Genomic DNA, 25758 nt, shown 5'->3' on the forward strand with positions numbered 1-25758 from the left:
AATGTTGGTGATTGGTCAGAGTTGACAACTCGGCCGGTGCGCATAGACTAAGCCAGCCATAATAATTAGTAAAGGACAGGCCATGACCGCTGCACCTCATGTTGCTTCGCCAGCGACAGCCATTCGCCACAACTGGACCCACGCTGAAGTACAGGCATTGTTTGATATGCCGTTTAATGATTTATTGTTTCAGGCTCAAACTGTGCACCGGGCTCACTTTGACCCCAACCAGGTACAGGTGTCAACGCTGCTTTCTATCAAAACCGGTGCCTGCCCGGAAGATTGTAAATATTGCCCGCAAAGTGCCCGCTATGATACTGGACTGGAAAAAGAACGCCTGCTGGAAGTGGACAAGGTGATCCAGCGTGCCAAAGAAGCCAAAGCAGCCGGCTCGACTCGCTTTTGTATGGGCGCCGCCTGGCGCAACCCCAAAGATCGCGATATGCCATATGTGACCAAACTGGTCACCGAGGTAAAAAAGCTGGGCCTGGAAACCTGCATGACACTGGGCATGTTATCCCGCGAGCAGGCGCTAACCCTGCGCCAGGCAGGGCTGGATTATTACAATCATAATCTGGATACCTCACCGGAATATTATGGTGATATCATTACCACCCGCACCTATCAGGACCGCCTGGCCACGCTGGACAATGTGCGCGAAGCCGGTATGAATGTGTGTGCCGGTGGCATCGTCGGGCTGGGCGAATCCGATAAAGATCGGGCCGGGTTGTTAATGGCGCTGGCCAATTTGCCGGAGCATCCGCAAAGTGTCCCCATTAATATGTTGGTCAAGGTAAAGGGCACACCTATGGAAAATGTGCAGGATCTGGAGCCCTTTGCATTTATTCGCACCATTGCGGTGGCGCGTATCATGATGCCGGCGTCCCATATACGGCTCTCTGCCGGGCGTGAAAATATGAATGAACAAATGCAGGCGCTGTGCTTTATGGCCGGCGCCAACTCCATTTTCTACGGTTGTAAACTGCTTACCACCTCTAACCCGGATACCCATGAAGATGTGCAGCTGTTTCGCAAACTGGGCATCAACACCGAACGCACCCGCGACTTTTCGGATGAAGCCCATGCGCATACCCTGCAAGAAGAAATGGCCGGGCAGCAAACCGACCCCCTTTTTTATGATGCTACCCAAACCTCGGCAGTGGCCCGCTGATGGCATTTGACTGGATTGAGCAGGCGCTGAGCACGCGCCGCGAGCAGGGCTACTGGCGCGCACCGGTGGCCGTGGAATATGAAAAAGACGGTATTATTTGCATTGACGGCAAGCACTATCTGAATTTTTCCAGCAATGATTATCTGGGCATGCGTCATGATGAAGGTGTGTTGCAAACCTGGGTGGAAGGGCTGGCGCAGTTTGGCGGCGGCAGTGGCGCCTCGGCGCTGATCACCGGCTATACCCAGGCCCACCAGGCACTGGAAGCCTACCTGGCAGAGCATTTACAGCGTGAGGCGGTGTTATTGTTTAACTCCGGCTTCGCCGCCAACCAGGCACTCACCCAGGCATTGTTTGCCGAGCCGGGCACGCTGTTAGCCGATAAACTGATGCACGCCTCGTTTGTGGACGGCGCACAAGCTATTGATGCGCAATTTAAGCGTTTTGCTCACAATGATCTTAACCATTTGTCGGCGTTGTTATCGCGCCACCATCACGCTAACACCCTGATTGCCACCGAAGGGGTCTTCAGTATGGATGGCGATAGTGCACCGCTACGCGAGCTTAGCACGCTGGCCGCCGACCACCACAGCTGGTTGATGGTGGATGATGCCCACGGATTTGGTGTGCTGGGGGAAACCGGCATGGGCAGTGTGCAGGCGCTTAGTTTAAGCCAGGCCCAGGTGCCGGTGGTGATGGGCACCTTTGGTAAAGCGGTGGGGACCGCCGGAGCCTTTGTGGCCGGTTCGCGGGCCCTTATCGAGCTGTTGGTCAACACCGCCCGCCACTATATCTATTCTACGGCCATGCCGCCCGCGCAGGCACTAGCTACCCTGTATTCGCTGCAACAGCTGGCCGGCGGCACACGCCAGCAAACCCTTGCCGATAATATTGATTATTTTCGCCAGTGCGCCGCGCAGGCCGGGTTGGAACTGATGCCGTCCAATAGCGCCATTCAGCCGGTGCTGGCTGGCAGCCCGCAGCGCGCACTGGCCTTATCGAACGCATTGCGGGCGCGCGGCATGTGGGTACCGGCAATCCGCTATCCCACTGTACCAAAACATACCGATCGCTTACGGGTGACCCTGTCCAGTGTGCACACCCAGCAGGATTTGCAGGCATTGTGTGATGCCCTGGTCCTGGCGCAGGAGTCGCTGGATGACTGAGCCGCTGCTCAATATGGCCCGCCAGTTTAGCCGGGCGGCACCACAGTATGATGCGCTGGCCAATGTACAGCAACGCATCGCCCAGGCTGCGTTAACCCTGTTACCCATTAGCACCGGCCGGGTGCTGGATATTGGCTGTGGCACTGGCCGGCATACCGCCGCACTGGCGGCGCGCGGGGCACAGGCGCTGGGCATGGATGTGGCGGCGGGCATGGTGCGCATTGCCAGACGCAACTATCCGGACGTAAAGTTTTTTCAGGCAGATGCTTATCAGCTGCCGGTGGCTTTGGCCAGTGTTGATCAGGTGTTTTCTTCTATGGCGCTGCAATGGTGCAGCCAGCACACGCAGGTGCTGGGTCAGGTTAAACAGGCGCTTAAACCTGGCGGGGTGGCCGGGCTTAACATCATGGTGGCCGGCTCGTTTGGTCAGCTTAGTCAAGCCCGCTGCAGGGCCGCGCTGGCGCCGGCCACCAATCCGCTGGCCAGCCATGACCAGTGGCTGGCTAGCGCGCGCCAGGCGGGGTTTACGGTACGCAGCGCCATGCAACAGGACTACACCGAGTATTTTGACGATATCCTGCCCTTGTTGCGCTCCATAAAAGCAGTGGGCGCCGGGGCGTTGACCCAGGCTTGCTCAAGCAAACCTTTATTACGCGCAGATTTGCGCCGCCTGGCCGATTGCTACCCGCGGACGGGCGACCAGCAACTGGCGTTAACCTATCGGGTGTCGCATTTATTACTGGAGCATTAAATGAAGCGTTTTTTTATTACCGGCACCGATACCGAAGTGGGCAAAACCCATTTTACCGCAGCCTTGCTACGTGCCTGTGTCATGAACGGGCGCAAAGCCGTGGGCTACAAGCCAGTGGCGGCTGGATGTGAGTGGGTGGATGGCCAGGCGGTCAATGAGGATGCATTAGCGCTGTGGCAGGCCGGTAATCTGCCGGTCAGCCTGCAACAAGTCAATCCGGTGGCGTTGATGCCAGCCATCGCACCGCACATTGCTGCGGAACAGGCGGGGATCACCTTGAGTTGCGATGCGCTGGTGGCCGGCTACCATAACCTGGCGGCTTACGAACCGGAGGTATTGCTGGTAGAAGGAGCGGGCGGCTGGCAGCTGCCGCTGGGTAAGGATGTGTGGATGCCCGATGTGGTGGCAGCACTGGCGTTGCCGGTGATCATCGTGGTGGGCATGCGCCTGGGGTGTCTGAATCATGCGATGCTCACCGCTCAGGCGATACGTCAGCGCGGCTTGCCGGTGGCAGGCTGGGTCGCCAATCAGCTGACCGCCGAGCCCATGCCCAGCTACGCGCAAAACCTGGCCACGTTAACCCGGCACATGCCGGGGCCGTTACTGGCCGAGCTGCCGTATGCCGACGGCCCGGCCACCGCGCAGCATTTAAGCGCTCACCTTACTGATATACTGGGATAGGTCGGCGGTAGGTTGGATGGCGGTTTTTTCTGTGCCTTCAAACACAAAACCTTCCACATCCCCCAGCAGGGTCAGGCGGCCCTCGCGCAGACTCAGTGCAGTGCCTTCCGGAATGGCCAGCACCGGCGTTGTGGGATTGAGCGCGGTAAATTCAGCCAGCCGCTGGTCGCGGGTTTCGCCGTTAAAACCGGGCGGGGCGTAGTTGCTGTAATGTGGGTTTAGCTGGCAATTAAGTACGCCCAGAGCGGTAAATGAAGGCGGCTCGATGATAGGCATATCATTGGTGGTTTTGATACTTTGGCCGCAAATGTTAGAGCCGGCACTCCAGCCTACATACGGCGTACCACTGTGGATGGCATCGCGCAGCGCATCCAGCAGATTATGCTGGTACAAAGTGGCCAGCAGATTAAATGTATTGCCCCCGCCAACCACGATGGCCTGGCCTTCACTGGCAGCATCACGGATGGCCTGCGCCGGATCGGCATAGGTGTGCAGGCCAGTCACTTCAAATTCTGGCAGCGCCTGGGCCACCTTGTCACAATAAGCATCCCAGCTGCTGCCCACCCCGGCATACGGCACAAACAACAACTTCTTTTTCTCACCCAGGTGACCCAGAATAAACGACTTCGCATGTTCAAGATATTCTTCACTGCCCTGGCGGGAACTGCTCAGCATTAGCACATGAGCGCGCATACGCGACTCCTTTTCAATGATATTTAAACGCGCTAAGCCTAGCGCACTTCCATCTGTAAAGCGATTAGCCAGCAGGCAGTCTAAACTTTAAGCAGGCATGGCGCGTAATCATTTACGTTGTAATTCGGCGACTTTTCTGCTCTGATGCAGACAAGATAAAAATGAGGAAATGTCATGAAATTCAAAAGTTTGTTAGCGTTGGTGTTGTTCGGTGCAGCCTGGGTTGCCCAGGCTGAGGAATGCCAGGCCACCATCGAAAGTAACGATGCGATGCAATACAACAAAACCGAGATGACGGTACCGGCGAGCTGTGACGAATTCACGGTGACCTTAAAGCATACCGGTGAAATGGAAAAAGCGGTCATGGGCCACAACTGGGTGCTCACCACCGAGGGCGATGCTCAGGCAGTGGTCGCCGATGGTATGGCAGCCGGCATGGATAACGGCTATCTGAAACCTGACGACGAACGGGTGATTGCTGCCACCGACCTGATTGGCGGCGGTGAGGAATCCTCAGTGACCTTCTCAGTGAGCGATTTATCGGCGTCTGAGTCTTACACCTTTTTCTGCTCGTTCCCAGGTCACATGAGCCTGATGAAGGGCACCTTAATGGTGAAAGAATAAGCCACTTGCGCTGGTGCACCCGCACCAGCGCTGTTTAGCCCACTTTTCCCTGCTTATCTTCGTGTTACACTAGCGCTTTTAACCGATTAAAAGAGTGCATGCATGTCGCAGCCAACGTCTGCCCCTTCTGTATTATTTGTGTGTTTAGGCAATATTTGCCGCTCGCCTACGGCTGAAGCTGTCTTTCGGCACAAAGCGCAGGCCGCTGGCCTGGCGGTTCACATCGATTCTGCCGGCACGCATGGCTACCATATTGGCAAATCGCCGGATAATCGCTCGCAGGCAGCAGGGCGGGCACTGGGCTACTCGTTTGAGGGCATTGCCTGTCGTAAGGTCGAGACGGGCGATTTTGAAAAGTTTGATTACATCATCGCCATGGACCACTCCAATGTGGAAAATCTGAAAAAGGTCAGCGATCCTCAGTATCACGCCAAAATTCAGTTATTCTTGACCTATGCCGAGGCTGATTATGACGAAGTACCGGACCCCTATTATGGTGGCAAAAAAGGCTTTGAGCTGGTGCTTAGCCTGATTGAACAGGCCAGTGATGGCCTGGTTCGGGCGCTTTTGCAGCGCCAGTGAAACCGCACGCTTCCCATCAGGTTTGCCGATGGCTGAGCCTGGCCGGCGCATTGCTGACTGCCGGGTTATTGCTTGCTGATGCAGTAACCACCTCCGGGCCGGTGTATACCCACATTGCGCTGCACTTACAGCTGCCGCTGGTATTGACTGCCATCCTGGTAGGCGCCAGCCTGGCGGTTAGTGGCGCCACATTACAAATCGCTCTGCATAATCCGCTGGCCGATCCGGGCATCATCGGCATCTCCAGCGGCGCCAGCCTGATGGCGGCTATTTTGCTGCTAATTGTGCCAGCCGCCTGGCAGCTTAATTATTTTTACTGGTTGCCCCTGACCTGTTTTGCCGGCGCCTTGCTATCGACCTGGCTGATCTACCGGGTGGCCAGGCGCCTGCACACCGCCACCACTGCGGTGATCCTGGCTGGGGTGGCCATTTCTACCGTAGCCAGCGCGCTGATGGGCTGGCTGTATCTGGCTGCTGATGCCCAGGCCTTGCGTAATTTAACCTTTTGGCTAATGGGCAGTCTGTATCAAACCGACTGGTATATTCTGGCCTTAGCCGGCCCGGTCATGATCGGTGCGCTGGTCTATCTGCTTGCCCAGCGTCGCCAGCTTAACTGGCTGTACGGCGGGGCCAGCCTGGCCCAGGCTGCCGGTACCCAGCCACAAAAACTCATCCGCAATAGTTTAATTGCCAGCGCTCTGGCGGTGGGCGCGGCTGTGTCGGTGGCCGGCTCGGTGGCGTTTGTGGGGCTGTTGGTGCCGCACTTTTTGCGCATGCTCATCGGCTTTGACCACCGCTATCTGTTACCCGCCTGTGCTGCTGGCGGCGCAGTAGTTTTACTGCTGGTTGCCACCCTCAGCGAAGCCTACAGCGGCGGTGTATTACCGGTATCCATGATCACAGCCAGCGTAGGCGGCCCCTTACTGCTGGTGGCGCTCTACCGGGGGCAATGGAAAAGCGTATGATGGTGTTAGAGGGGGTGTCACAGCACAACCGCCTGTGTGAGATCAGCGCGCAGCTGCACCATGGCCAGTGCTGGCATGTTGTGGGTGAAAACGGGGCCGGTAAATCGACGTTGCTCAAAATACTGGCGGGGCTGCTGCCCCCCGACAGCGGGACCATAGCACTGGCCGACCGTGCGCTGGAGCAGTGGCCGGCCAGCCAGCTGGCCGCTGTGCGCGCCTACCATGATCAAACCCACTCCGCATTGTTTGATATCCCGGTGTATCAGTATCTGCAATTTTATGCCGCCCAGGCAGACGTCCCCGCCATCCTGCTAGACAGCCTGGATATTCATCATCTGCTTGAGCGCCCGCTCACTCGCTTATCGGGCGGGGAATATCAGCGGGTCAATCTGGTCAGAAGCCTGGCGCAGGTGTGGCCATGTGTGAGTCGGGGAGAGAGCTTACTGGTACTGGATGAGCCATTACAAGGGCTGGATGTGCGCCATCAGCAGGCGCTGCTGGATTTGCTGAGAGGCCTGTGCGCCCAGGGCAATTGTGTGGTGATGTCCAGCCACGACTTAACGGTCAGTGCTCGCTTTGCCAGCCATGTGTTGCTGTTGAAAAATGGCCGGGCGCTGGCCTGTGGGCAGCCGGTAAAGGTAATGACCCAAGCCAATCTGACAGCCGGCTTTGGCATCGCTTTTGACATAACAAATAACCAAAACGCTGTACAAATTCAACCGCGCTGGTCTGCTGAATAAGCAAAAACGTGGTAAGCTCAAAGATGGTCGGCCGGGTTTAGTGTGCATGTTGGCAACCGCTTGGCCGTGGCATAGTTGATGTTTGGTAAAGCACAGGAGTACGCGTGGAAAATTGGCAGCCCGATAGCTGGAGAAGCAAACCGATTCTGCAGCAACCTGAATATGATGATAAAGCCCAGGTGGCGCAGGTGGAACAAACCCTGAGCAAGTATCCGCCGCTGGTGTTTGCTGCCGAAACCCGTGAACTGCGCCGACAATTAGGCGAAGTGAGCAAAGGCAAAGGCTTTTTACTCCAGGGCGGCGACTGCGCGGAATCATTTGATGAGTTCAACGCGCCTAAGATCCGCGATACCTTTAAAGTCATTTTGCAGATGGCGATTGTGCTGACTTTTGCCGGCCGTTGCCCGGTCACCAAGGTGGCGCGGATGGCCGGCCAGTATGCCAAGCCACGTTCGTCGAATGAAGAAACCATCGGTGGCATCACACTGCCCAGTTATCGCGGCGATATTATCAATAATTTTGAGTTCACCGAAGCCGCCCGCCGGCCCGATCCGAACCGTCTACTGGATGCCTACCATCGCAGTGCCGCCACCCTGAACCTGTTACGGGCTTTTGCCCAGGGCGGCCTGGCGGATCTGCATGAGGTCAATCGCTGGAACATGGCCTTTGTGGAGAATAACCCGCTTAAAGAACGCTATGGGGATATTGCCCGCCGGATCCAGGACACACTGCAGTTTATGGATACTATCGGCATTAATGCCTCCAATACGCCGGCGCTGCATGAAACCTCCTTATTTACCTCACACGAAGCGCTGCTGCTCAACTATGAGCAGGCTCTGACCCGCATCGATACCCTAACCGGCAAGCCTTACAACTGCTCGGCGCACATGGTATGGATTGGCGAGCGCACTCGTCAGCTCGACCATGCTCACGTCGAGTTTTTCCGTGGGATCCATAATCCCATCGGAGTGAAGGTGGGGCCCACCATGGATGAAGACGAGCTGATCCGCCTGACTGATGTGCTCAACCCGCATAATGATCCCGGCCGTCTTACGCTCATCACGCGGATGGGCGCGGACAACCTGGAGCAAAACCTGCCGCGCCTGTTGCGCCGGGTCAAACAGGAAGGCCGCAATGTGGTGTGGAGCTCAGACCCCATGCATGGCAATACCATCAAAGCTAGTAATGGGTACAAAACCCGTAATTTTGATGCGATCTTAAGTGAAATTCGCCAGTTCTTTGCGGCTCATGCGGCTGAAGGCACCCATGCCGGCGGTATTCATCTGGAAATGACCGGCCAGCATGTCACCGAGTGTACTGGTGGGGCGTATCAAATCAGTGATGAGGATCTGGCCCAGGCCTACAAAACCCAGTGCGACCCGCGCTTGAATGCCGATCAGGTATTAGAGATGGCCTTTTTAGTGGCTGATCATCTGCGTACGTAATCACCTCCACGGCCAGGCTTAAGCCTGGCGCTCAGGCCTCTGCCTCGCTGGCGATATAGGTCGCCAGCGCTGCTTCTCGTTCTGCTTCAGTTAATATCCCGGTGAAAATCGTCTTGCGGCGCAAGGCTTTGGTACGCGCATCCATGGCCAGCAACAACGCATTAAACACCGCCTCATCGTCTCTGGCTTCTAAAATGCCCTGCCATAACAGGTAACTGCCATAACTGAGCAAACCGTCTTCAAAGCGTTGATTTAAATTAAGTTGCACGGTTTGAAACAACTCTGGGTTTGCAAAACATTTTTGCGCCATGGCCTGATGCATATGCAAAATCTGGCGGTCTATCAATACCTGCTTTTGTCGTTTGGGTCTGGCAAACATCGCAACATCCTCTGAAATAAACGCGTGTCCGCATTTTTACCGGCCAGGCCCTGCTACTGGGCCCGGGAAAAGTCCCGGATCAAAGCAACACGTAAAAGGCCTGGATAAATTGCATGTATAAGTATACAGTTATTCTGCTAAGGATAACAAGATGACCAACCATGCAAACTATTACCGGCACAATGACCGTGACCCTGGATGCACTCCCGGCCCAACACGAGGGGCATCACTCACTTCAATGCGGCCGTATGGCATTGCAAAAAAACTATGAAGGAAAGCTTACCGCCAGCGCCAGCGGGCAAATGCTCTCCGTGATGACCGCTACGCGCGGATCAGCCGGTTATGTTGCTCTGGAGCATGTGAGCGGCAGCCTGGACGGGCGCAGTGGTACGTTTGTGTTGCAACATACAGGCAGCATGAATCGCGGCGATGAAGCGCTCACCGTGATAGTTGTGCCCGACTCAGGGACCGACGAATTAGAAGGCTTGCAAGGCAACATGGTGTTCGAGCGCAACGGGGAAGGGCACAGTTACACGTTTCGCTACGCGTTGCCGGCGCTGCAGCAAGCTTAAAGCGCGTATGTGCCTCGGCCCGGCGGTAATGCTGAGGTATACTGCCGGTTTTGAGTAAGGAATACACCATGCAGACAACTGTAGAATTTGACGATCTTGAAATTGGCAGCGGCAAAGCGGCTGAACGCGGCGCGCTAATCACCGCGCATTACCAGGGCTGGCTGTCCGATGGCACCCTGTTTGAGTCTTCGTATGACAAAGGGCGTCCATTTCAAACTGTGTTGTCAAAAAACAAAGTGATTCAGGGCTGGTTTATCGGCCTGCAAGGGATGCGGGTCGGCGGCAAGCGGCGCTTACAGGTGCCGGCTGAACTGGCGTACGGGGAACGCGCCATCGGTACCAAGATTCCGGCCAATAGCGACCTGGTGTTTGAAATTGAGTTGCTTGAAGTGCTCACCCGCGACGATTAATTTTCTCTAGCGTTTTGGTTATAAATAGCCAAACTTGCATCTGCTTTATGCCTCTGTAGAGCAAATGTTCTATCTATTTTTAATCTTTTTTATGCGGCAAATCAATTACACACAGTCTATGCTTCTAAGGCTAATAATTCAGTCTTAGATGAAGCGCGTGTAGTCTCATCGTTGTTTTGACTCATGATAAATGACCAAATTAACGAGGATACAAAAGATGAATAGAATTAAAAGCTGCTGGCCGCTACTAGCATTTATGTTGCTTTGCGTGAGTTCGTTTCAGGTATTTAGTAATGAACATAGCGATAAGACAGCATCTGAAGAAATGCTGGCAGAGATGTGGGTGATGGTACCCAAGGCCGGGAAGATGCGTGAGCTTGAGCAGGCTCTAAAGGAGCACCTGAAATTTCGCCAATCTAAAAATGATTCGCGAGACTGGCATATCTATTCGCCAGTCTTGGGTCACAAACTAGACCGCATTGCAGTTCGTGCTAACAACTTCACCTGGGAGGATATGGATAGCTACAAAGACTGGAGCAAAAATAACAATGTTTCTCAACATTGGGAGGACAAAGCAGGTCAGTTGGTAGAACATTATCACCACTATTTAGCTATCGAAGATCGTGAAAATAGTCATTGGGGGCAAGACGTATCTTACAAGTATGTAGGTGTAACCAACTATTTGCCTAAAATTGGCCATGGCGAAGCCATCAATAAAGATATATCCATGTTATCTGATGCCGCCAAGAAGCAGGGCTGGCCCTATCACTGGTCATTTTCCCGCGCAGTAGGCGGCCAAGGTGAGCTAACCCTTGCCGTGCCTTACGAAAACTGGGCGGCCATGGCCAAACCAGAAGAAAGCTTTGCCGCTATGCTGGCAAAGCATATGGGCGATGAGAACAAAGCTCGAGAATCCATGGAGCGTTGGGCCTCTCATTTTCAAAAAATTGACTACAACATCTGGTCGCTGCGCAGTGATTTGATGGAGTAGCTTTGAACAAACAGGTAATTTTATGCCCTGCGCCAGCAGGGCATCCTGCCATTTAGTGGTACTGCCCGCTCAGAATATACCCCCCAAGAATATAATAACCATCGTTTAAAAAGCCGGGCAAAGACCGTCAGTTTTTTTTACAGCCTTAATCCGTCATGTGCGCGCTATTTTTTAAGCTGTTGATATATAGTATAATTTAAAGTTGGCACCAATATTGCTAAACTCTGCCGTCTCTAAGGAAAAAGTACTACAAGCAGGAAGCACTGATGAAAAATATTAAGAAAACACTGACCGGTTTAGCCACACTGGCATTGATGGCCACTCAGGCAAATGCCGCCTTGCTGGTCAATGTGTATGACACCGATGTGAAGGTTAGAAATTTCGCAGAAGCCGAGCAAACTATCGCCGGAACCTGGGGCAATGTGGTGCAGTACACCGAACAAGCCGACACCATCAATTTTTGGGATGGCAAGAATCCGCGCAAGCAGGGCTTTTTTAATCCTTCCATGGCATTCACCGGTGGAGCAACAAATAAATTCGCGATGACTGTAGAAGGCCAGTTCTATATCGATAACGCTGGTATCTTTACCTTTGGTACCAATGCCGATGACGGTGTACGTCTGCGCATTAACGGTGCCGATGTTATTTCTGATAATAATCGTCACCCGGCAAAAACATTTTTACAAGAGGTTGAATTAAGTCGCGGCTGGAACACTCTGGACTTTCTGTTTTTTGAACATACCGGTAACGCCACAGTAGAATTATTTGCCGCCGAAGGCAGCTTCAATGCATTTGACAGCAATGCCTTTCGCCTGGTGGGCGACACCGACAATGGTGGCCTTGAAACCCGCTTGAACGTGAGCGAACCGTCTGTGTTTGCCCTGTTAGGTCTGGGCCTGATACTGGCGGCGCGTCGTCGTAAAGCCTAAGCACTAAATCATTTATTGTGTAAACCCGGCTCCGGCCGGGTTTTTTTATGCACAAAAAGTATGTTAGCCGGTGTGATAGTGTGAAGGATGCAAAAGACTAGATCCTGCCGGCAAACTGCGTATTATGGAGCAGGCGCGCTAACAAAAATAATACGCTAAATGGATTTTTGCCATGCCTCTTTTACGCTGCATATTTGCAATTTGTGCTGTATTGCTTCTGTATACTCCGGCCAGCCAGGCTGAGGTGGTGTACAGTTCCTCGCAGCAGCTGGATGTCGACTATTACAATGAACTGATCGTCGAGCAGCCCACAGAATTAATTGAGCAATTGACCCCGCTCATCAGTAATGATTTACTCACATCCCCGCCTCAGGTTGAGCTTCAGGCGCGCTATCTGATTGCCAGTGCCTATTATTATTTATCCCAGCGCAGTGCCATCAGTGAGGTAGCCGAGCCAGGCCTGGAACTGGCCAAAGCGCAACAAAACTGGCGTTATGAAGCCCGTTTTAATGGCATTCTGGCAGTAGCCGCGTTGAACGAGGCACTGTTTGACACTGCTGTAGGCTTTACCCAGACATCGCTGGAGCTGGTGGAAACCAATGCAGCCGGTTCGGCGCTACATGGTGAATTATTGTTACTGGGCGCTCAGGTCTATTATGAATCCGGCGCGATCCAAAATGCACTGAGGGTGATGGTCAGAGCCAATGACATTTTTACCAACCTAAAAGATGATAAAAACCGTTCTGAGGCATTAGCCAGTATTGCGCTCATGTACGATGAGCTGGGCCAGCCGCAACAAGCAATAGACTATTACCACAAATCGCTGGCGCTTATCGACCCTGAACATAACAAGGTCGAGACGTCCATCACCTACTACAATATTGCTCTGACGTATCGCAGCATCGAACAGCCTGAAAAAGCCCGTGAATATGCGTTGTTATCCTATCGATATGCCATCGAAGCCGGTGACCTTGTTGGTGCTGCTTATGCCGAATATGAGCTGGCTTCGCTGCAAGAGGATGCCGGTCAGCTGCAAATTGCTTACGACCAGGCGCAAGCATTATTACCAGTGTTCATCGAGCACGATATCACCGGCATGGTGATCCTCAATCATCTGCTTATCGCTCGGCTCGGGGCGCAGTTGGACAAAACCGGCTGGCAGCAGAACCTGGCAGCTGCTAAGCCGCTGGTTGCCAATACGCCAACCCTGAAACGCCGCATCGCCCTGGCGCGTAGCCAGGCGCAGATTTTCGCCCATACCGGCCAGTATAAGCAAGCCGTGCAGGCCTACAAAACCTGGGTTGAGCTGGCTGCAGAGCAGTTAACAGAAACCCAGCTGCAATCCACCCGGCGCTATCAGGCGATGTTTGAACTTAAAGAGGCCGAGGCTGAAAACCAGCTGTTACTGACACAAAAAAAGCTGGCTGAAGCCGAGCTGGAGGCGAAAGAATTTCGCCAGTGGGTGCTGCTTATTCTGGCAGTGTTGCTGGTTCTGGTGCTGGCCGGGGTGGTGATTGGTCTGATTCTACAGGTCAAAACCAAGAAAAAATTTAAAAGCCTGGCGCTGCTGGATGAACTCACCCAGGTACGTAACCGCCGCAGCATCAGTGTGTTTGCGCAAAAAGCCATAACCGCTGCCCGCCAGCAACACCACAGCCTGTCATTTGCCCTGATTGATATTGATCATTTTAAACAGTTCAACGACCGCTATGGCCACGATGTGGGCGATGAGGTGCTTAAGCAAGTGGCGCAGGCTCTGTCGCAGGAGCTGCGCACCGGGGATGCTTTGGGCCGCTGGGGTGGGGAAGAATGGCTGATTGTGTTACCCGGCAGTGAGCTAAGCAATATGCCGGCGATTTTCAGCCGCATTCAGCGCCGCCTGCAAAATATTCGCCTGGATAACGTGGCCGCCCCGGGCGTTAGCGTCAGCATGGGCTGTACCGCGCTGGATCCTACCGACCAATCGCTGGAAACTGTGATCAAACGTGCCGATGAGGCGTTGTACAAAGCCAAACATCAGGGCCGAGACCAGGTGGAGTTCAGCCCCGCACTGGCCCTGAACAATATAGCGGTGTGATTAACCAGAATAGAACGCAACCAAGTAGCAATTATCCTCACATTACTGATCCGGGGAGTGCGAGTTGGAAAAAATATTATAATAGTATGTTGCCGACCAGGTCAGCATCATGAAGCCGGTCAAGGAAATAATGTCGATGGCCAGTGCCAGATTACCGGTAGGGGTGGGGCTAACCAGACCGAGCGTGGTGTACCCTGAAGCAGCCATATGCAAGAAATCGCTAAACACCGGATTATAATCTTTGGCAAACCCTGCGATGCCCCACCATTGGTTTAAAATATACAGATGCGACGCATACCAGGCAATTTCGACCAGATGTAAAACAAAAATACACATAACCACGGAACTACTCATGAAAAAATGTGAGGAACTCCGGTGGGACAGCCGGGTAATTGCGCGCAATGCCCAATAGTGAAAAATGATGACTGCAAGAGTCATGGCGATGCCAAGAGCAATAGTGATAAGCATTTTCCTTCCTTTTACTATCAGTACTGCTTATCAAAATAATTAGTTTGGCGTTAATTTCTCTTTTCAGTCTTCTTCTAACAACGGCGCCACCACCGACTCCAGGCCGTTTAGCTTGATTTCATACAGCAGTGCCAGCTGCCGGCCCAACCGGGTGTCGGGAAAGCCTTGCTGATAAAACCACACCAGATAAGGCTCGGGCAGATGAAATAGCCGGCGCCCGGCATATTTGCCAAACGGCATCACCTGATTAACTGCCTCTTTGATCTCCTGCGGGTTCATCGCTCTTGCTCCTGTTGTTGCGCCTGCCACAGGCGGGCATAGTGACCTTGCTGGTGCAGAAGGGCTGTGTGCGTGCCTTGTTCCACCACCTGGCCCTGATTGAGTACCACTATATTGTCCGCATCGGTGATGGTGGACAGGCGGTGCGCGATGACCAGGCTGGTATGGCTGCGGGCGGCTTCACGTAATGCCTGCAAGATGGCCTGTTCGCTGTGGCTGTCTAGTGAGGAGGTGGCTTCATCAAAAATCAAAATTCGTGGCGCTTTCAATAACGCCCGGGCTATGGCCACCCGCTGTTTTTCGCCGCCGGATAATTTGAGACCGCGCTCACCCACCTGGGTCAGGATCCCTTCAGGCAGGCTGTCAATAAACCCGGTCAGATGTGCCAGCTTTGCTACATGCCACACGTCTTCATCGCTGGCATCAGGTTGACCATAGCGAATATTTTCCTGCAGCGAATCGTTAAACAACACGGTGTCCTGCGGCACAATCCCCAGCACCTCCCGCACACTGTGCTGGGTGGCCTGGCCAATATCCTGGCCGTCGATCAAAATACGGCCTCCGGTAGGATCGTATAAGCGAAACAGCAATTTGACCAGGGTCGACTTGCCGGCACCACTGGCCCCCACCACCGCAACTTTCTGGCCCGGAGCAATGCTCAGTGAAAGTTCGGATAAAATCGGCCGCTGCGCATCGTAAGCAAATGACACTTTATCAAACACCACATGGCCGGCACCGGGCGTGAGAACAAAAGCATCCTCGGTGTCCTGCACTTTGGGGGGGCGCTCCAACAATTCAAACAGATTGTGAATATTGGCCATGGCGCCACGGATCTCGCGATAAACAAAACCTAAAAAGTTCAGCGGCATAAACAGCTGCATGGTGAAGGCATTGATCAGCACAAAGTCGCCTAGCGTCATGCGGCCCTCGGCAACCCCCAGGGTGGCGTTGGCCATCATGGCGGTCACCGCAATGGCAATGACCAGTGATTGGCCGCCATTTAACGCAAATAGCGACAAGCGGTTTTTGCGCCGCGCCTGCTCCCATTCGGCCAGCGCGGTGTCATAGCGGTGGGCTTCAAACTCAGCATTATTGAAGTATTTGACGGTTTCGAAATTCAGCAGGCTGTCTATGGCGCGGGTGTTAGACGATGAGTCGGCCTGGTTCATGGCATGCACATAGCGGGTGCGCCAGTGGGTGGCTTTGACCGAAAACGCCACATAAGCAATCACCGCGCTGACGATAATCAGCGCGAACGACATGCCATACTGGGTCAGCAGTAAGCCCACCACGATAATGATTTCCAGGCAGGTGGGCAAAATATTAAATACCAAAAAACGCAGCAAAAAGCTGATGCCGCTGGTGCCACGTTCGATATCACGAGACAAACCACCGGTCTGCCGTCCCAGATGAAAGCCTACGTCCAATGCGTGCAAATGATTAAATACCCGCAGCCCCAAGCGGCGCATAGCGCGCTCGGTGACCCGGCCAAACAGGGTATCGCGCACTTCACTTAAGAGAGTGTTTAAAAAGCGCAGGCCACCATAGGCGGCTACCAGAGCCAGCGGCACCGCCAGAGCAATGGTGGCCGGATCGTCTACATCCAGGCTGTCCACCACATATTTGAGTACATAGGGCAGGCCGATAGTGGCGAGCTTGGCAGCAATCAGGCAAGCCATGGCCAGCGCCACCCGGCCGCGAAATTCGAACAGATAGGGGGTTAGTTGCTTAAGTGTCTGCCAGCGCACTGGCGTGTCAGCAGGCACAGAAAAACGATGTCGGGGCATGCAGGCAAAATCAGGTTTGGCAAGGTTGCCAGCATGCTACCTTATTCCAGGCGTATCGGCTATGTCAGGCTTGGGTAAGCACGCGGCGCAGCGCAGCCGTGAACGAAGGGTACAGCACCTGGTTGCCATAGCCAGACAAATGATCGCCATCAAAATACAGAGGTTTCTGGCCCACATACACCGGGCAGATGTAGTCGCTGCACAAGGTTGGCAGTGGATCCCATATCTGAACTGCGGCAAACTGGCCAGCCAGCTGCTGCAAATTACTCATAACCGGGGCGCGGGTGGCCTCCTGGACAAAGCGCGGCTGCCAGCGCTGAGTCTGACAAGTGGGATTGGTATGATTAAACCAGTCCGCGCAGCGAAAGGGGATATAGCCAAACACCGGTTTGGGCGCATCAATCACAATGTGGCGGGTGACCTTACTCAGTTTGCTCAATACCTGCTGGCTTTCGGCCAGTGCATGCTGGCGCTGCTGGCGAGCGGCCGGGCTGTTAATGGTGGCATGCACTTCAGCCAGCGAAGAAGGCTGCATCCGATATTGATTGGTAAACCGATATGCTTTCAGGCTGGCTAAAAAAATGATGTCGCGATCGCTAGCCTGTTGTTCGATTTTTTCAAGCCAGCGAGCCAGCTTTTGCGCGCAAGGCGCATCGCCGTCTAACACAGGCTCGAGCAGGTTGGCCAAGCCGCAACCGCCCTGGCTCATGATGTTTATCGAGATACCGGTTTGCCGGCTAAGCAGCTTGAGCATACTGCCATACGCCCCGGCATGGGAATCGCCAATCACCCATAAGGTACGCCCGGCAAGATCGGGCAACGGCGCACCGTCAGGCAATTTTGAGGGATTACTGTGCGGGTACCAGATTGCGCGCTCACTGGTGACACTTTGGCTCAACTGCGGCTGATGGGCAAAACCAGCATGCGCGGTCACACTCAGTGCAACCACTCCGGCCGCTGCACCGGTGAGCAAACGAGCCGGGGGAAGCTGGCGTAAGCGTGGCCAGTGACTGAGCCGCGATTCAATAGCATGATACGACAAGGCTGCCAGGGAGAAGGTCAAGAGTGCGGCGGCCAACCATTCGGGGTAAGTTTGCAGGCCCACAGACCAGCGAAAAAAGGTAAACACCGGCCAGTGCCACAGGTACAGCGAATAGGATAAGCGCCCGATATACCGTAGCGCTGATAATTGCAATATGCCTGCGTGATGGTCAGCGCCCCGGGCCACAATGCCGTGCAGCATCAGGACAGTACCGGTGACCGGTAATAGTGCCCAGGGCATGGGAAAGGCATCTTTTCGGGCCAGCAATAAGCCGGCGACTACCAGCACGCCACCGGCGGCCAGCCACCAATGGGCCAGGCGTCCACTACGCGGTGGGCGACTCGCGTGCCACTGGCACAGCAATGCCCCGGCAGCCAGCTCCCAAAAGCGGCTGGTTAGTAAATAATAGGCAGCATTAGTATCTGAAGTACTGTATTTGGTGCTCAAAGCCAGCGAGACAAGGGCCAGCCCGGCCAGCGCAAAGCGAGATTTTTGTTGCAGATAAAAATAAAACAGCAGGGGAAAGATCAGATAAAACTGTTCTTCTACTCCCAGGCTCCAGGTGTGAACAAACGGATTAAACTCCACTGCCGGCGAAAAATAGCTGTCAGTGTTATTGGCCAGGGCAATATTACTTACGCCAAAAAAAGCCGCCAGCCCGGTGGTGGCGATGGACTGACTTAGCCAGGCCTGCGGAATAAATACAATCACCAACACGGCGGTAACACTCAAACACACTGCCAGCGCCGGCAATAAGCGCAGCACCCGGCGCCGGTAAAAGCTTGCTAAATAGGGAAGAAAGGCGGTGTCGCCATGTTGCATCAGTGACCGGGCCACCACATAACCGGAGATCACAAAAAAGATATCGACGCCGGTAAACCCGCCAGGCAATAGCGTTGCTTCCAAATGAAACACCATCACTGCGAGCACCGCTATTGCGCGCACACCATCAATGGCAGAAAAGTAGCGGTGTTGCATGCCAGGCTGGCTCCTTTAAATCACAAAACACTTGCTGCAAGCAGGTTTAATGCCATCTGCTGGCTACTGACTCATGCCAGGTTCTCATCTGCAATAGAAAAAACCGATAACGTTAATCGGTCTGGTTTTCACAACTTTTCTAATACTTTATCAGGTGCGCAGCGTAGAAATACGAATTTACAACCACCACTACTGACACCACCTGTGCCAGCAGTGGGACAACAGGAGACATTTTCATGTCTGAAACCTACCCAGGAACAGGTAAATGCCCGGTGCTACACGGCAGCAACACAAAAATGAATGGCCCGGGCACCCAAAACCGCGACTGGTTTCCCGATATGCTCAACCTGCGTATTTTGCACCAGCACGACACCAAATCTAATCCGCTTGACCCAGACTTTAACTACCGCGAAGCCTTCAAAAATCTTGATTACGATGCGTTGAAGCAAGACTTGCACAAGCTCATGACCGATTCCCAACCGTGGTGGCCGGCAGACTACGGCCATTACGGGCCTTTTATGATCCGAATGGCCTGGCACTCAGCCGGAACCTATCGCGGTGCAGACGGCCGGGGTGGCGGTTGCAACGGCAATCAGCGCTTTGCACCGTTATCCAGTTGGCCGGACAACATCAACCTGGATAAGGCGCGTCGCTTGTTATGGCCTATTAAGAAAAAATACGGCAATGCGATTTCCTGGGCAGACTTGTTTTTACTGACCGGCAATGTGGCGTTAGAGTCTATGGGCGTTGAACCCGTTGGCTTTGGCGGCGGCCGTGAGGATATCTGGTCACCGGAAGAAGATATTTACTGGGGCTCGGAAGACAAATGGGAAGCCAACCAGCGCTACGAAGGAGAGCGTGATCTGGAGCAGCCACTGGCCGCCACTCAGATGGGGCTAATTTATGTGAACCCAGAAGGACCAGATGGTAACCCTGACCCAAAATTGTCGGCCATGGATGTGCGCGAGACCTTTGATCGCATGGGCATGAACGACTATGAAACAGTGGCGCTCTGCGCCGGCGGGCATACCTTTGGTAAAGGCCATGGCGCAGGCGACCCCTCCCATGTTGGACCAGCGCCGGATGAATCGCCCATGGAACAGATGGGCTTTGGCTGGAAAAACAACTATGGCTCAGGTAAAGGCCGCGATACCATCAGTAACGGCATTGAGGGCGCCTGGACACCGACACCGACAAAGTGGGATTACAGCTATTTTGAAGTTCTGCTGAAGTACGACTGGGAATTGGCCAAGAGCCCGGCCGGCGCCTACATCTGGCATGCTAAAGGTCTGGCCGATGAAGACCATGCGCCGGATGTGGAGAACGAGGCTGAAAAAGTCAAAATCATGATGACCACGGCGGATATCGGCTTTAAAGAAGATCCGGAATATCGAAAAATTGCTGAGCATTTTCGTGATAACCCGGAAGAATTTAAGCAAGCTTTTGCCGAGGTCTGGTATAAATTGCTGCACCGCGATATGGGGCCAAAATCCCGCTATCTGGGTAAAGAAGTGCCCGAACGTGATTTTATCTGGCAGGATCCGGTACCTGAGGTAGACCATGAACTGGTTGGGGAGCAGGAGATCAGCCAGCTCAAGCGTAAGATCCTGGACAGTGGCTTAGATCAAGCTGACCTGATTGTGACCGCCTGGGCCTCGGCCGCCAATTTCCGCGGTTCCGATTTTCGCGGCGGCGCCAATGGTGCGCGTATTCGCCTGGATCCGCAGAAGGACTGGCAAGCCAATGAGCCTGAACGCACCGGCCCGGTGATCGATAAGCTGCAGCAGCTGGCGGATGACTTTAACCAGTCGCAACAAGGCAATATGCGCATTTCCCTGGCCGATATGATTGTGCTGGCCGGTGGCGCAGCCATCGAGCAGGCCGCAGAAAAAGGCGGCTATCAGGGGCTGACTGTGCCGTTTAGCCCTGGCCGCACCGATGCTTCTCAAGAGCAAACCGATGTGGAAAACTTTGAGCTGCTGGAGCCAGAAGCCGACGGGTTCAGAAACTTTATGAAAACCCGCTACACCTACACCGCGGAAGAAATGCTGGTGGATAAAGCGCAGCAATTGGGCCTGACCGCACCGCAGATGGCTGTGCTACTGGGCGGCATGCGTGTGCTCAATACCAACTACAAACGCACTGAATTGGGTGTGTTGACTGATAAGCCCGGTGTGCTGAGTAACGATTACTTTATCAATCTGACCGACATGGGTGTGGAGTGGGGCATTACCTCCGATAGCTCTGATCAATATGAAGCCCGCGATCGGGACAGCGGCAAAGTCAGATGGCGCACTTCGCGGGTGGACATGGCGATGGGCGCCAACGCCCAACTGCGTGCACTGGCAGAAGTGTATGCTCAGGATGATGCCAAAGACAAATTCGCCCGCGATTTTGTTAAGGTCTGGGTCAAAGTAATGGAAAACGATCGATTCGATCTGATTGATTAAACCAGAGTATTCAACCAAGGCCGCTTTTTTAAGCGGCCTTTTTAATGCCTGACTGTCGGCTGGGCCTTATTTGACATGGCGTGCGTACTTATCTTGTAAACAGGTATAAGCAATCGTCAATTATTGCTAAGCTGGCACATCGGGCCCATTGTTCATTGCCGGCATCCAGAGGGCCCGGTGCCAGCGCAGGAGAATGTGTGTTAGAAGATAGCTTTGGCCGCCGCTTTCATTATTTGCGGCTGTCCATCACCGAAGCGTGCAATTTTCGCTGTCAGTATTGCCTGCCGGATGGCTATGACGGTCCGCCTAATAGTGCGTTTTTAACGCTGCCGGAGATTGCCACTTTAGTTCAGACATTCGCCAGCCTGGGCACATCTAAGGTGCGGATCACCGGGGGCGAGCCCAGTCTGCGCAGAGATTTTACTGACGTCATCCGGCTTGCCGCAGATACTCCCGGAATCCAGCGTGTTGCCGCTACCACCCATGGCGCCAGACTGGCCAGCCAGGCCCCAGCCTGGGCGGCCGCCGGGCTGGACCAGGTGAATGTGAGTATTGACAGCCTGGACCCCAATCAGTTTGCTGCCATCACTGGCCAGGATAAACTACAGCAAATATTACGCGGCCTGGGTACCGCGGTAGACGCAGGTATAACTGTGAAGGTTAATACCGTGTTGATGCAGAATTTTACGGCCAACCGATTGCAGCGATTTTTGGACTGGGTCAAACACACCCCGATCACACTGCGGTTTATTGAATTGATGGAAACAGGCAATCATAGCCAGTTTTTCAACCAGCAGCACCTGTCCGGCGGGCCGATTAAGGCACGCCTGGAGGCGGACGGCTGGCAGCGTATAGACCAACCCGTCCATGCCGGCCCGGCACTGGAATATACCCATCCGGATTTTCAGGGAAAAGTGGGCTTGATCCTGCCCTACAGCAAAGATTTTTGTGCAAGTTGTAATCGACTTCGGGTAGCAGCTAATGGTAAATTACATCTGTGCTTATTTAGTGAACAAGGGCTGGATATTCGCCCCTTCCTGACCGATGGGGATGTATCAGGACTTGTGCAGTATTTGCGTGAAGCGCTGACCGATAAGCATATATCACATTATCTGCATGAAGGAAAAACCGGCGCGACCCGCAACCTGGCGATGCTGGGCGGGTAAATACCGGGTATTAATAACAATAGGGCAATGAGGTGAAGCATGGAGTTTGCTGAAACCGAACGACTGGCTTTTAGCTATGTTACCGCTGAAGATGCGGAATTTTTATGGGAATTGGACCAGGACGAGGAAGTCATGCGGCATCTCAACGGTGGCCAGAAGACCACCCGCGCCGAAATTGACAGCGTCTTTTTACCGCGCCTGGCAGCCTATGCAAATCCTGTATTGGGGTGGGGGCTGTGGAAAGTTACCCTCAAAGAAACCGGCGATGCCATCGGCTGGGTTCTGGTACGGCCCTTTGGTTTTTTCACTTCTCATCCTGAAATCAACAATCTTGAACTAGGCTGGCGCTTTAAACGTCAATACTGGGGTGAAGGCTATGCTTCAGAAGCCGCAGCCGCAATTCGTGATGGCTTGGCGCTGACCGGGATCAGCAAGTTCTCCGCCGTTACCCTGCCAGAAAACCACGCCTCTATTCGCATAATGGAAAAATTGGGTATGCAGTTTAGTCATACACAGTTTTACGAAGACAGTGTGTTTAATGAAAATGTGGTCGTGTACAGCCAGCATCTGCCTGCTTAACTAAATAATTGGTTTATCGCCAGTTGAATATCCTGATAGTCCGTTTGTTGCTGGCTGTCCAGTTCGGTCGACTCGACGGTTTGCTGGCATTGCCGGATCAAAGCTCTGACTTGCTGGTGGCCCAGGTTGCTGCGATTGCGATGATGGTGCAGTTGCGCCACAGTGGCCTGCAATAACTGCAGTGCAGTGGTAACACATTTGGGGGTAATCTGTCGGGCCTGCTGTAGTAAGACCATGGCGTGAGCATAATGGGTTTGCTGCATTGCCTGTTGCGCTTCCTGGCGTAATTGCAGATGACTTTTGGTGGTCATCTGCATTTGAGCTAAATGCTGAGCAAGGCAATTGTGTAACAACCCCGACGGGCATTGCGCCAGTGCATGAGTCAGTACACCGATGGCCTGGGCTGGGTCACCGGCCGTATGCAGCGCTTTGGCCAGCTCTAACTGATCTTCTGTGGTCAGTGCGGGGTTTTTCAACCAAGTCTGAAGGTTTGCTGCACTGACGGTGTGGCCGCTTATCAAGGCCAGACGGGCCTGGGTAATACGATAAGCCGGGGCCACCTGCCAGGACGGAAATGTTTCGACTACACGTTGCAGCCAGGCTTGCACCCGGCCATACGGCGGCGTTTCAGCGGCTTTATCAGCCATGTGTTCTTCGTCCATGCAAGCGCGCGTTGCCAGCAATAAGGTCTCAGCATTAAGCTGCCCGGTCTGCTCGGCAAACACCACAAAGCGCTCTGCTGCCTGCACCGCCACCGTGTAATCGCCGCATAGCCGGGCCAGTAGCACTGCCTGATAATGCCTGGTCAATACAAAAGGCGAGATGTCACACAGTAAGTGGGTTGTCTCCAAAGCGGCATCGTAATCCTGTTGACGTAAATACAGCTGGCCCATCATGTTATAGGCCAGCAGAGCAAATGCGGGATGTAACGACAGCGACAGCAATTGCTTTTCTGCCTGGGTGTATTCTTCCAGTGCCAGGCTACAGGCCACACTGCCCCTAACGGCCCAGCCGCAGACATGCTGGTTGAGCACCTGGGCATAAAACTCAGCAGCTTTTTGCCATTGCCCGGTACGGGTCAGGCTGATGCCTTTTAACTTTAGCCAGTGGGTGTAACAAGCCAGGTTGGTTTGTTGGAGAATGGCCGCATCAAGTACAGCCAGATTCTGTTGCCAGTCCAGGGCATCACTGTGACTGTGCATTTTCAGGCCTAACTCCACACTGGCCTGAAAGCGGCTGACCAAGCGATGCAGGCGGGTCAGCAGGGCCGGACGTTGATACGGCGCGACAATAAATTCGTCCACCTGCAATTCCATACTGGCATTGACCAATTCATTACTGGCGTCTGCAGAGATGAGCAGTAACGCAGAAAACTCGCTGATTGCCTGGTGCTGCTGTAAGTGCTGGTAAATGTGTAGTGCCTGGCAGACTGGCGGAGTATCGCAGACACCGATGATCAGCGCATGGGGCGGGGCGTCTTCCGTTGCCAGGGCCTGAATTTGCGCCAGCGCTTCGTGGGGATCGCGAGCGATATCCAGCTGGGTCACCCCGGCTTCCATCAGTGACTCATCAAGTTGTGCCATACTGTGGGCAACAGGGCACAACAGCAATGCGCGAATAGGAAGGCTGGCCATACCTGGCTCCAACTTAAATGAAGGTGAATAAGAGTATATCGGCAAGCTGCTCGATTTGCTTAAAGAGAAAGTTCCCGATGGCTGACCACTTTGTCCGACACTTGTTGCGCCGGCCCCATGCCACCCAGGGTAACCCAGCCATGGGGCGTTGGGAGCAGGCCCCGGTGATCCATAGTGGCGCTGGCTGATTGGGTGATGTGCCATTGATTAGTGGTGATATCAAATGACCAGATAGCCTGGCTGGGCTCGGCTGGTTTGTCATTGTACCCCATGCCATTGTAGTTATACGGGTTGCTGGCACCGCCCACAAAGATCACCTGGTTGGCATCAACATCCCCGGCCGCCGCCATACGATAACGTGCGTCACCGGTAGGGTGAGGAATTTTTTGCCAATCGATGTCTAAATGATTTTGCGGGTTTATCTGCCCTTTATAGCATCCGGTATGCGCCGCAAAGGTACGGCGGGCTAATTGCTGTGGCTCTACCGCTACGCCGTCACACACCACCATGGTATTGCCGACGATGCCGCCAGCCTGGCCAAAGACTGGCTTACCCAAAAAAGGGCTGGCCTGCTGCCAGCTATTTTCTTGCGTGTCGTACACCTGCACCAGATTGACATTGCCGCTGTTATGCCAGCCGGAGACCAGATAGATATAGCGCTGCTGATACACTAGCGCCACGGTGTCATCCACCGGTACCGGCATGGCAGCCTGTCGGGTGTAGGTTTGCGAAACTGGCTCGTAGCGGTAAACATCCGGCGCACTGATTTCAGTGTGATCCTCTGCCACGGTGTACCCGCCGAACAAATACACCGCCTCATCGACTCCGACTGCCACCGCCGCCAGCCGGCCTGCCAGTGGTAGGCTGGAGGGCACCGAAGGAATGGCTTGCCAGCCTGTGTGGTTGCCATTTTTGTCAATTTTTAGCTGCCAGGCACGGTTGTGCACATCACGGTATGTTTTGCCTTTTGCCAGACCCATAAAACTAAACAGATACTGGCGCTCATCAATTTTCACCGAGGCCACAGCATTGTTGGTTACCGGCTCGGGTAACGGTGGTAAAGGCGCGGCTGTCACTGTCTGAGAATATAAAAAGGGCAGCAAAAACATGCCAAGACCTGCGCAAATCTTGCTCATCACCATCATGTCGCTCTGTTCAAAAATGCAGGGTTTGAGTGTAAAGGGCGTAAGCGCTATATG

At 53.9% G+C, this 25758-nt stretch carries 25 protein-coding genes; 17 read left to right on the top strand and 8 right to left on the bottom strand.

The genetic code is table 11. The features are described 5' to 3' along the window. The first annotated feature begins 82 nt into the window (after window positions 1–82). From bioB to bioD, 4 genes are read left to right on the top strand one after another with little or no spacing between them, the layout of a single operon-like run. A complete protein-coding gene (gene bioB, locus ACTUJZ_RS00080; protein ID WP_463634238.1) occupies window positions 83–1171 on the top strand; it encodes a biotin synthase BioB in 1089 nt (362 codons plus the stop codon). Beyond that, the gene (gene bioF, locus ACTUJZ_RS00085; protein WP_463634239.1) at window positions 1171–2337 is read left to right on the top strand and encodes an 8-amino-7-oxononanoate synthase; all 1167 of its coding nucleotides are present in this window, start codon (window positions 1171–1173) and stop codon (window positions 2335–2337) included. The genes bioB and bioF overlap by 1 nt, the downstream gene beginning before the upstream one ends. After that, window positions 2330–3088, top strand: coding sequence for a methyltransferase domain-containing protein (locus tag ACTUJZ_RS00090; RefSeq protein ID WP_463634240.1), 759 nt, complete (start codon window positions 2330–2332; stop codon window positions 3086–3088). Before bioF ends, ACTUJZ_RS00090 begins: the two co-directional genes overlap by 8 nt. Next, the gene (bioD, locus tag ACTUJZ_RS00095) at window positions 3089–3769 is read left to right on the top strand and encodes a dethiobiotin synthase (RefSeq protein WP_463634241.1); all 681 of its coding nucleotides are present in this window, start codon (window positions 3089–3091) and stop codon (window positions 3767–3769) included. Here bioD and pepE read toward each other — a convergent pair. Next, on the bottom strand, window positions 3737–4462 hold the full coding sequence (gene pepE / locus ACTUJZ_RS00100) for a dipeptidase PepE (protein ID WP_463634242.1): 726 nt from the start codon (window positions 4460–4462) through the stop codon (window positions 3737–3739). The genes bioD and pepE overlap by 33 nt on opposite strands. A gap of 174 nt (window positions 4463–4636) precedes the next feature. Here pepE and azu point away from each other — a divergent pair, with 174 nt between their 5' ends. The 5 genes from azu to ACTUJZ_RS00125 all read left to right on the top strand — a co-directional run bounded on the left by azu (window position 4637) and on the right by ACTUJZ_RS00125 (window position 8818). Then, window positions 4637–5086 (top strand): azurin, encoded by a 450-nt coding sequence (gene azu / locus ACTUJZ_RS00105; RefSeq protein ID WP_463634243.1) that lies wholly within the window; start codon window positions 4637–4639, stop codon window positions 5084–5086. 102 nt (window positions 5087–5188) lie between these two features. After that, entirely contained in the window at window positions 5189–5668 is a 480-nt protein-coding gene (locus ACTUJZ_RS00110) for a low molecular weight protein-tyrosine-phosphatase (protein WP_463634244.1), read from the top strand. Further along, the gene (locus ACTUJZ_RS00115) at window positions 5665–6633 is read left to right on the top strand and encodes a FecCD family ABC transporter permease (RefSeq protein WP_463634245.1); all 969 of its coding nucleotides are present in this window, start codon (window positions 5665–5667) and stop codon (window positions 6631–6633) included. The genes ACTUJZ_RS00110 and ACTUJZ_RS00115 overlap by 4 nt, the downstream gene beginning before the upstream one ends. Continuing rightward, window positions 6630–7373, top strand: a complete 744-nt coding sequence (locus ACTUJZ_RS00120) for an ATP-binding cassette domain-containing protein (protein ID WP_463634246.1) — start codon at window positions 6630–6632, stop codon at window positions 7371–7373. The genes ACTUJZ_RS00115 and ACTUJZ_RS00120 overlap by 4 nt, the downstream gene beginning before the upstream one ends. A 104-nt stretch (window positions 7374–7477) precedes the next feature. Continuing rightward, window positions 7478–8818, top strand: coding sequence for a class II 3-deoxy-7-phosphoheptulonate synthase (locus ACTUJZ_RS00125; protein ID WP_463634247.1), 1341 nt, complete (start codon window positions 7478–7480; stop codon window positions 8816–8818). 31 nt (window positions 8819–8849) lie between these two features. On the opposite strand, the gene ACTUJZ_RS00130 is transcribed toward ACTUJZ_RS00125, so the two are convergent. Further along, window positions 8850–9197 (bottom strand): hypothetical protein, encoded by a 348-nt coding sequence (locus tag ACTUJZ_RS00130; RefSeq protein ID WP_463634248.1) that lies wholly within the window; start codon window positions 9195–9197, stop codon window positions 8850–8852. A 182-nt stretch (window positions 9198–9379) separates the two neighbouring features. On the opposite strand from ACTUJZ_RS00130, the gene ACTUJZ_RS00135 reads away from it, so the two are divergent. The 5 genes from ACTUJZ_RS00135 to ACTUJZ_RS00155 all read left to right on the top strand — a co-directional run bounded on the left by ACTUJZ_RS00135 (window position 9380) and on the right by ACTUJZ_RS00155 (window position 14176). Continuing rightward, on the top strand, window positions 9380–9769 hold the full coding sequence (locus ACTUJZ_RS00135) for a DUF3224 domain-containing protein (protein WP_463635213.1): 390 nt from the start codon (window positions 9380–9382) through the stop codon (window positions 9767–9769). 68 nt (window positions 9770–9837) lie between these two features. After that, a complete protein-coding gene (locus tag ACTUJZ_RS00140) occupies window positions 9838–10179 on the top strand; it encodes an FKBP-type peptidyl-prolyl cis-trans isomerase (protein ID WP_463634249.1) in 342 nt (113 codons plus the stop codon). Window positions 10180–10396: 217 nt separating this feature from the next. Continuing rightward, on the top strand, window positions 10397–11170 hold the full coding sequence (locus ACTUJZ_RS00145) for a hypothetical protein (RefSeq protein ID WP_463634250.1): 774 nt from the start codon (window positions 10397–10399) through the stop codon (window positions 11168–11170). A gap of 266 nt (window positions 11171–11436) precedes the next feature. After that, the gene (locus ACTUJZ_RS00150; RefSeq protein ID WP_463634251.1) at window positions 11437–12099 is read left to right on the top strand and encodes a PA14 domain-containing protein; all 663 of its coding nucleotides are present in this window, start codon (window positions 11437–11439) and stop codon (window positions 12097–12099) included. Window positions 12100–12310: 211 nt separating this feature from the next. Next, window positions 12311–14176 carry a diguanylate cyclase gene (locus ACTUJZ_RS00155; protein WP_463634252.1) on the top strand — a complete coding sequence of 622 codons (1866 nt, stop codon included), beginning with the start codon at window positions 12311–12313 and terminating at the stop codon, window positions 14174–14176. 42 nt (window positions 14177–14218) lie between these two features. On the opposite strand, the gene ACTUJZ_RS00160 is transcribed toward ACTUJZ_RS00155, so the two are convergent. The 4 genes from ACTUJZ_RS00160 to ACTUJZ_RS00175 form a co-directional block, all read right to left on the bottom strand. After that, entirely contained in the window at window positions 14219–14644 is a 426-nt protein-coding gene (locus tag ACTUJZ_RS00160) for a hypothetical protein (RefSeq protein ID WP_463634253.1), read from the bottom strand. 63 nt (window positions 14645–14707) lie between these two features. Then, window positions 14708–14923, bottom strand: a complete 216-nt coding sequence (locus ACTUJZ_RS00165) for a DUF3820 family protein (protein ID WP_463634254.1) — start codon at window positions 14921–14923, stop codon at window positions 14708–14710. After that, a complete protein-coding gene (locus tag ACTUJZ_RS00170; protein WP_463634255.1) occupies window positions 14920–16710 on the bottom strand; it encodes an ABCB family ABC transporter ATP-binding protein/permease in 1791 nt (596 codons plus the stop codon). The genes ACTUJZ_RS00165 and ACTUJZ_RS00170 overlap by 4 nt, the downstream gene beginning before the upstream one ends. A gap of 64 nt (window positions 16711–16774) precedes the next feature. Beyond that, window positions 16775–18730, bottom strand: a complete 1956-nt coding sequence (locus ACTUJZ_RS00175) for an acyltransferase family protein (protein WP_463634256.1) — start codon at window positions 18728–18730, stop codon at window positions 16775–16777. A 236-nt stretch (window positions 18731–18966) separates the two neighbouring features. Here ACTUJZ_RS00175 and katG point away from each other — a divergent pair, with 236 nt between their 5' ends. The 3 genes from katG to ACTUJZ_RS00190 all read left to right on the top strand — a co-directional run bounded on the left by katG (window position 18967) and on the right by ACTUJZ_RS00190 (window position 22925). Next, a complete protein-coding gene (gene katG / locus ACTUJZ_RS00180; protein WP_463634257.1) occupies window positions 18967–21180 on the top strand; it encodes a catalase/peroxidase HPI in 2214 nt (737 codons plus the stop codon). 197 nt (window positions 21181–21377) lie between these two features. Continuing rightward, window positions 21378–22346 (top strand): GTP 3',8-cyclase MoaA, encoded by a 969-nt coding sequence (gene moaA / locus ACTUJZ_RS00185; protein WP_463634258.1) that lies wholly within the window; start codon window positions 21378–21380, stop codon window positions 22344–22346. Between the two features lie 39 nt (window positions 22347–22385). Next, complete coding sequence (locus tag ACTUJZ_RS00190) at window positions 22386–22925, top strand: GNAT family N-acetyltransferase (protein ID WP_463634259.1); 540 nt, start codon at window positions 22386–22388, stop codon at window positions 22923–22925. Here the strand turns inward: ACTUJZ_RS00190 and ACTUJZ_RS00195 are convergent. Further along, window positions 22922–24559 (bottom strand): hypothetical protein, encoded by a 1638-nt coding sequence (locus ACTUJZ_RS00195; RefSeq protein ID WP_463634260.1) that lies wholly within the window; start codon window positions 24557–24559, stop codon window positions 22922–22924. The genes ACTUJZ_RS00190 and ACTUJZ_RS00195 overlap by 4 nt on opposite strands. A gap of 59 nt (window positions 24560–24618) precedes the next feature. Then, window positions 24619–25668 carry a Kelch repeat-containing protein gene (locus ACTUJZ_RS00200; protein ID WP_463634261.1) on the bottom strand — a complete coding sequence of 350 codons (1050 nt, stop codon included), beginning with the start codon at window positions 25666–25668 and terminating at the stop codon, window positions 24619–24621. Window positions 25669–25758: the final 90 nt, after the last annotated feature.

Source organism: Alteromonas sp. WD8-37 (assembly GCF_055326825.1).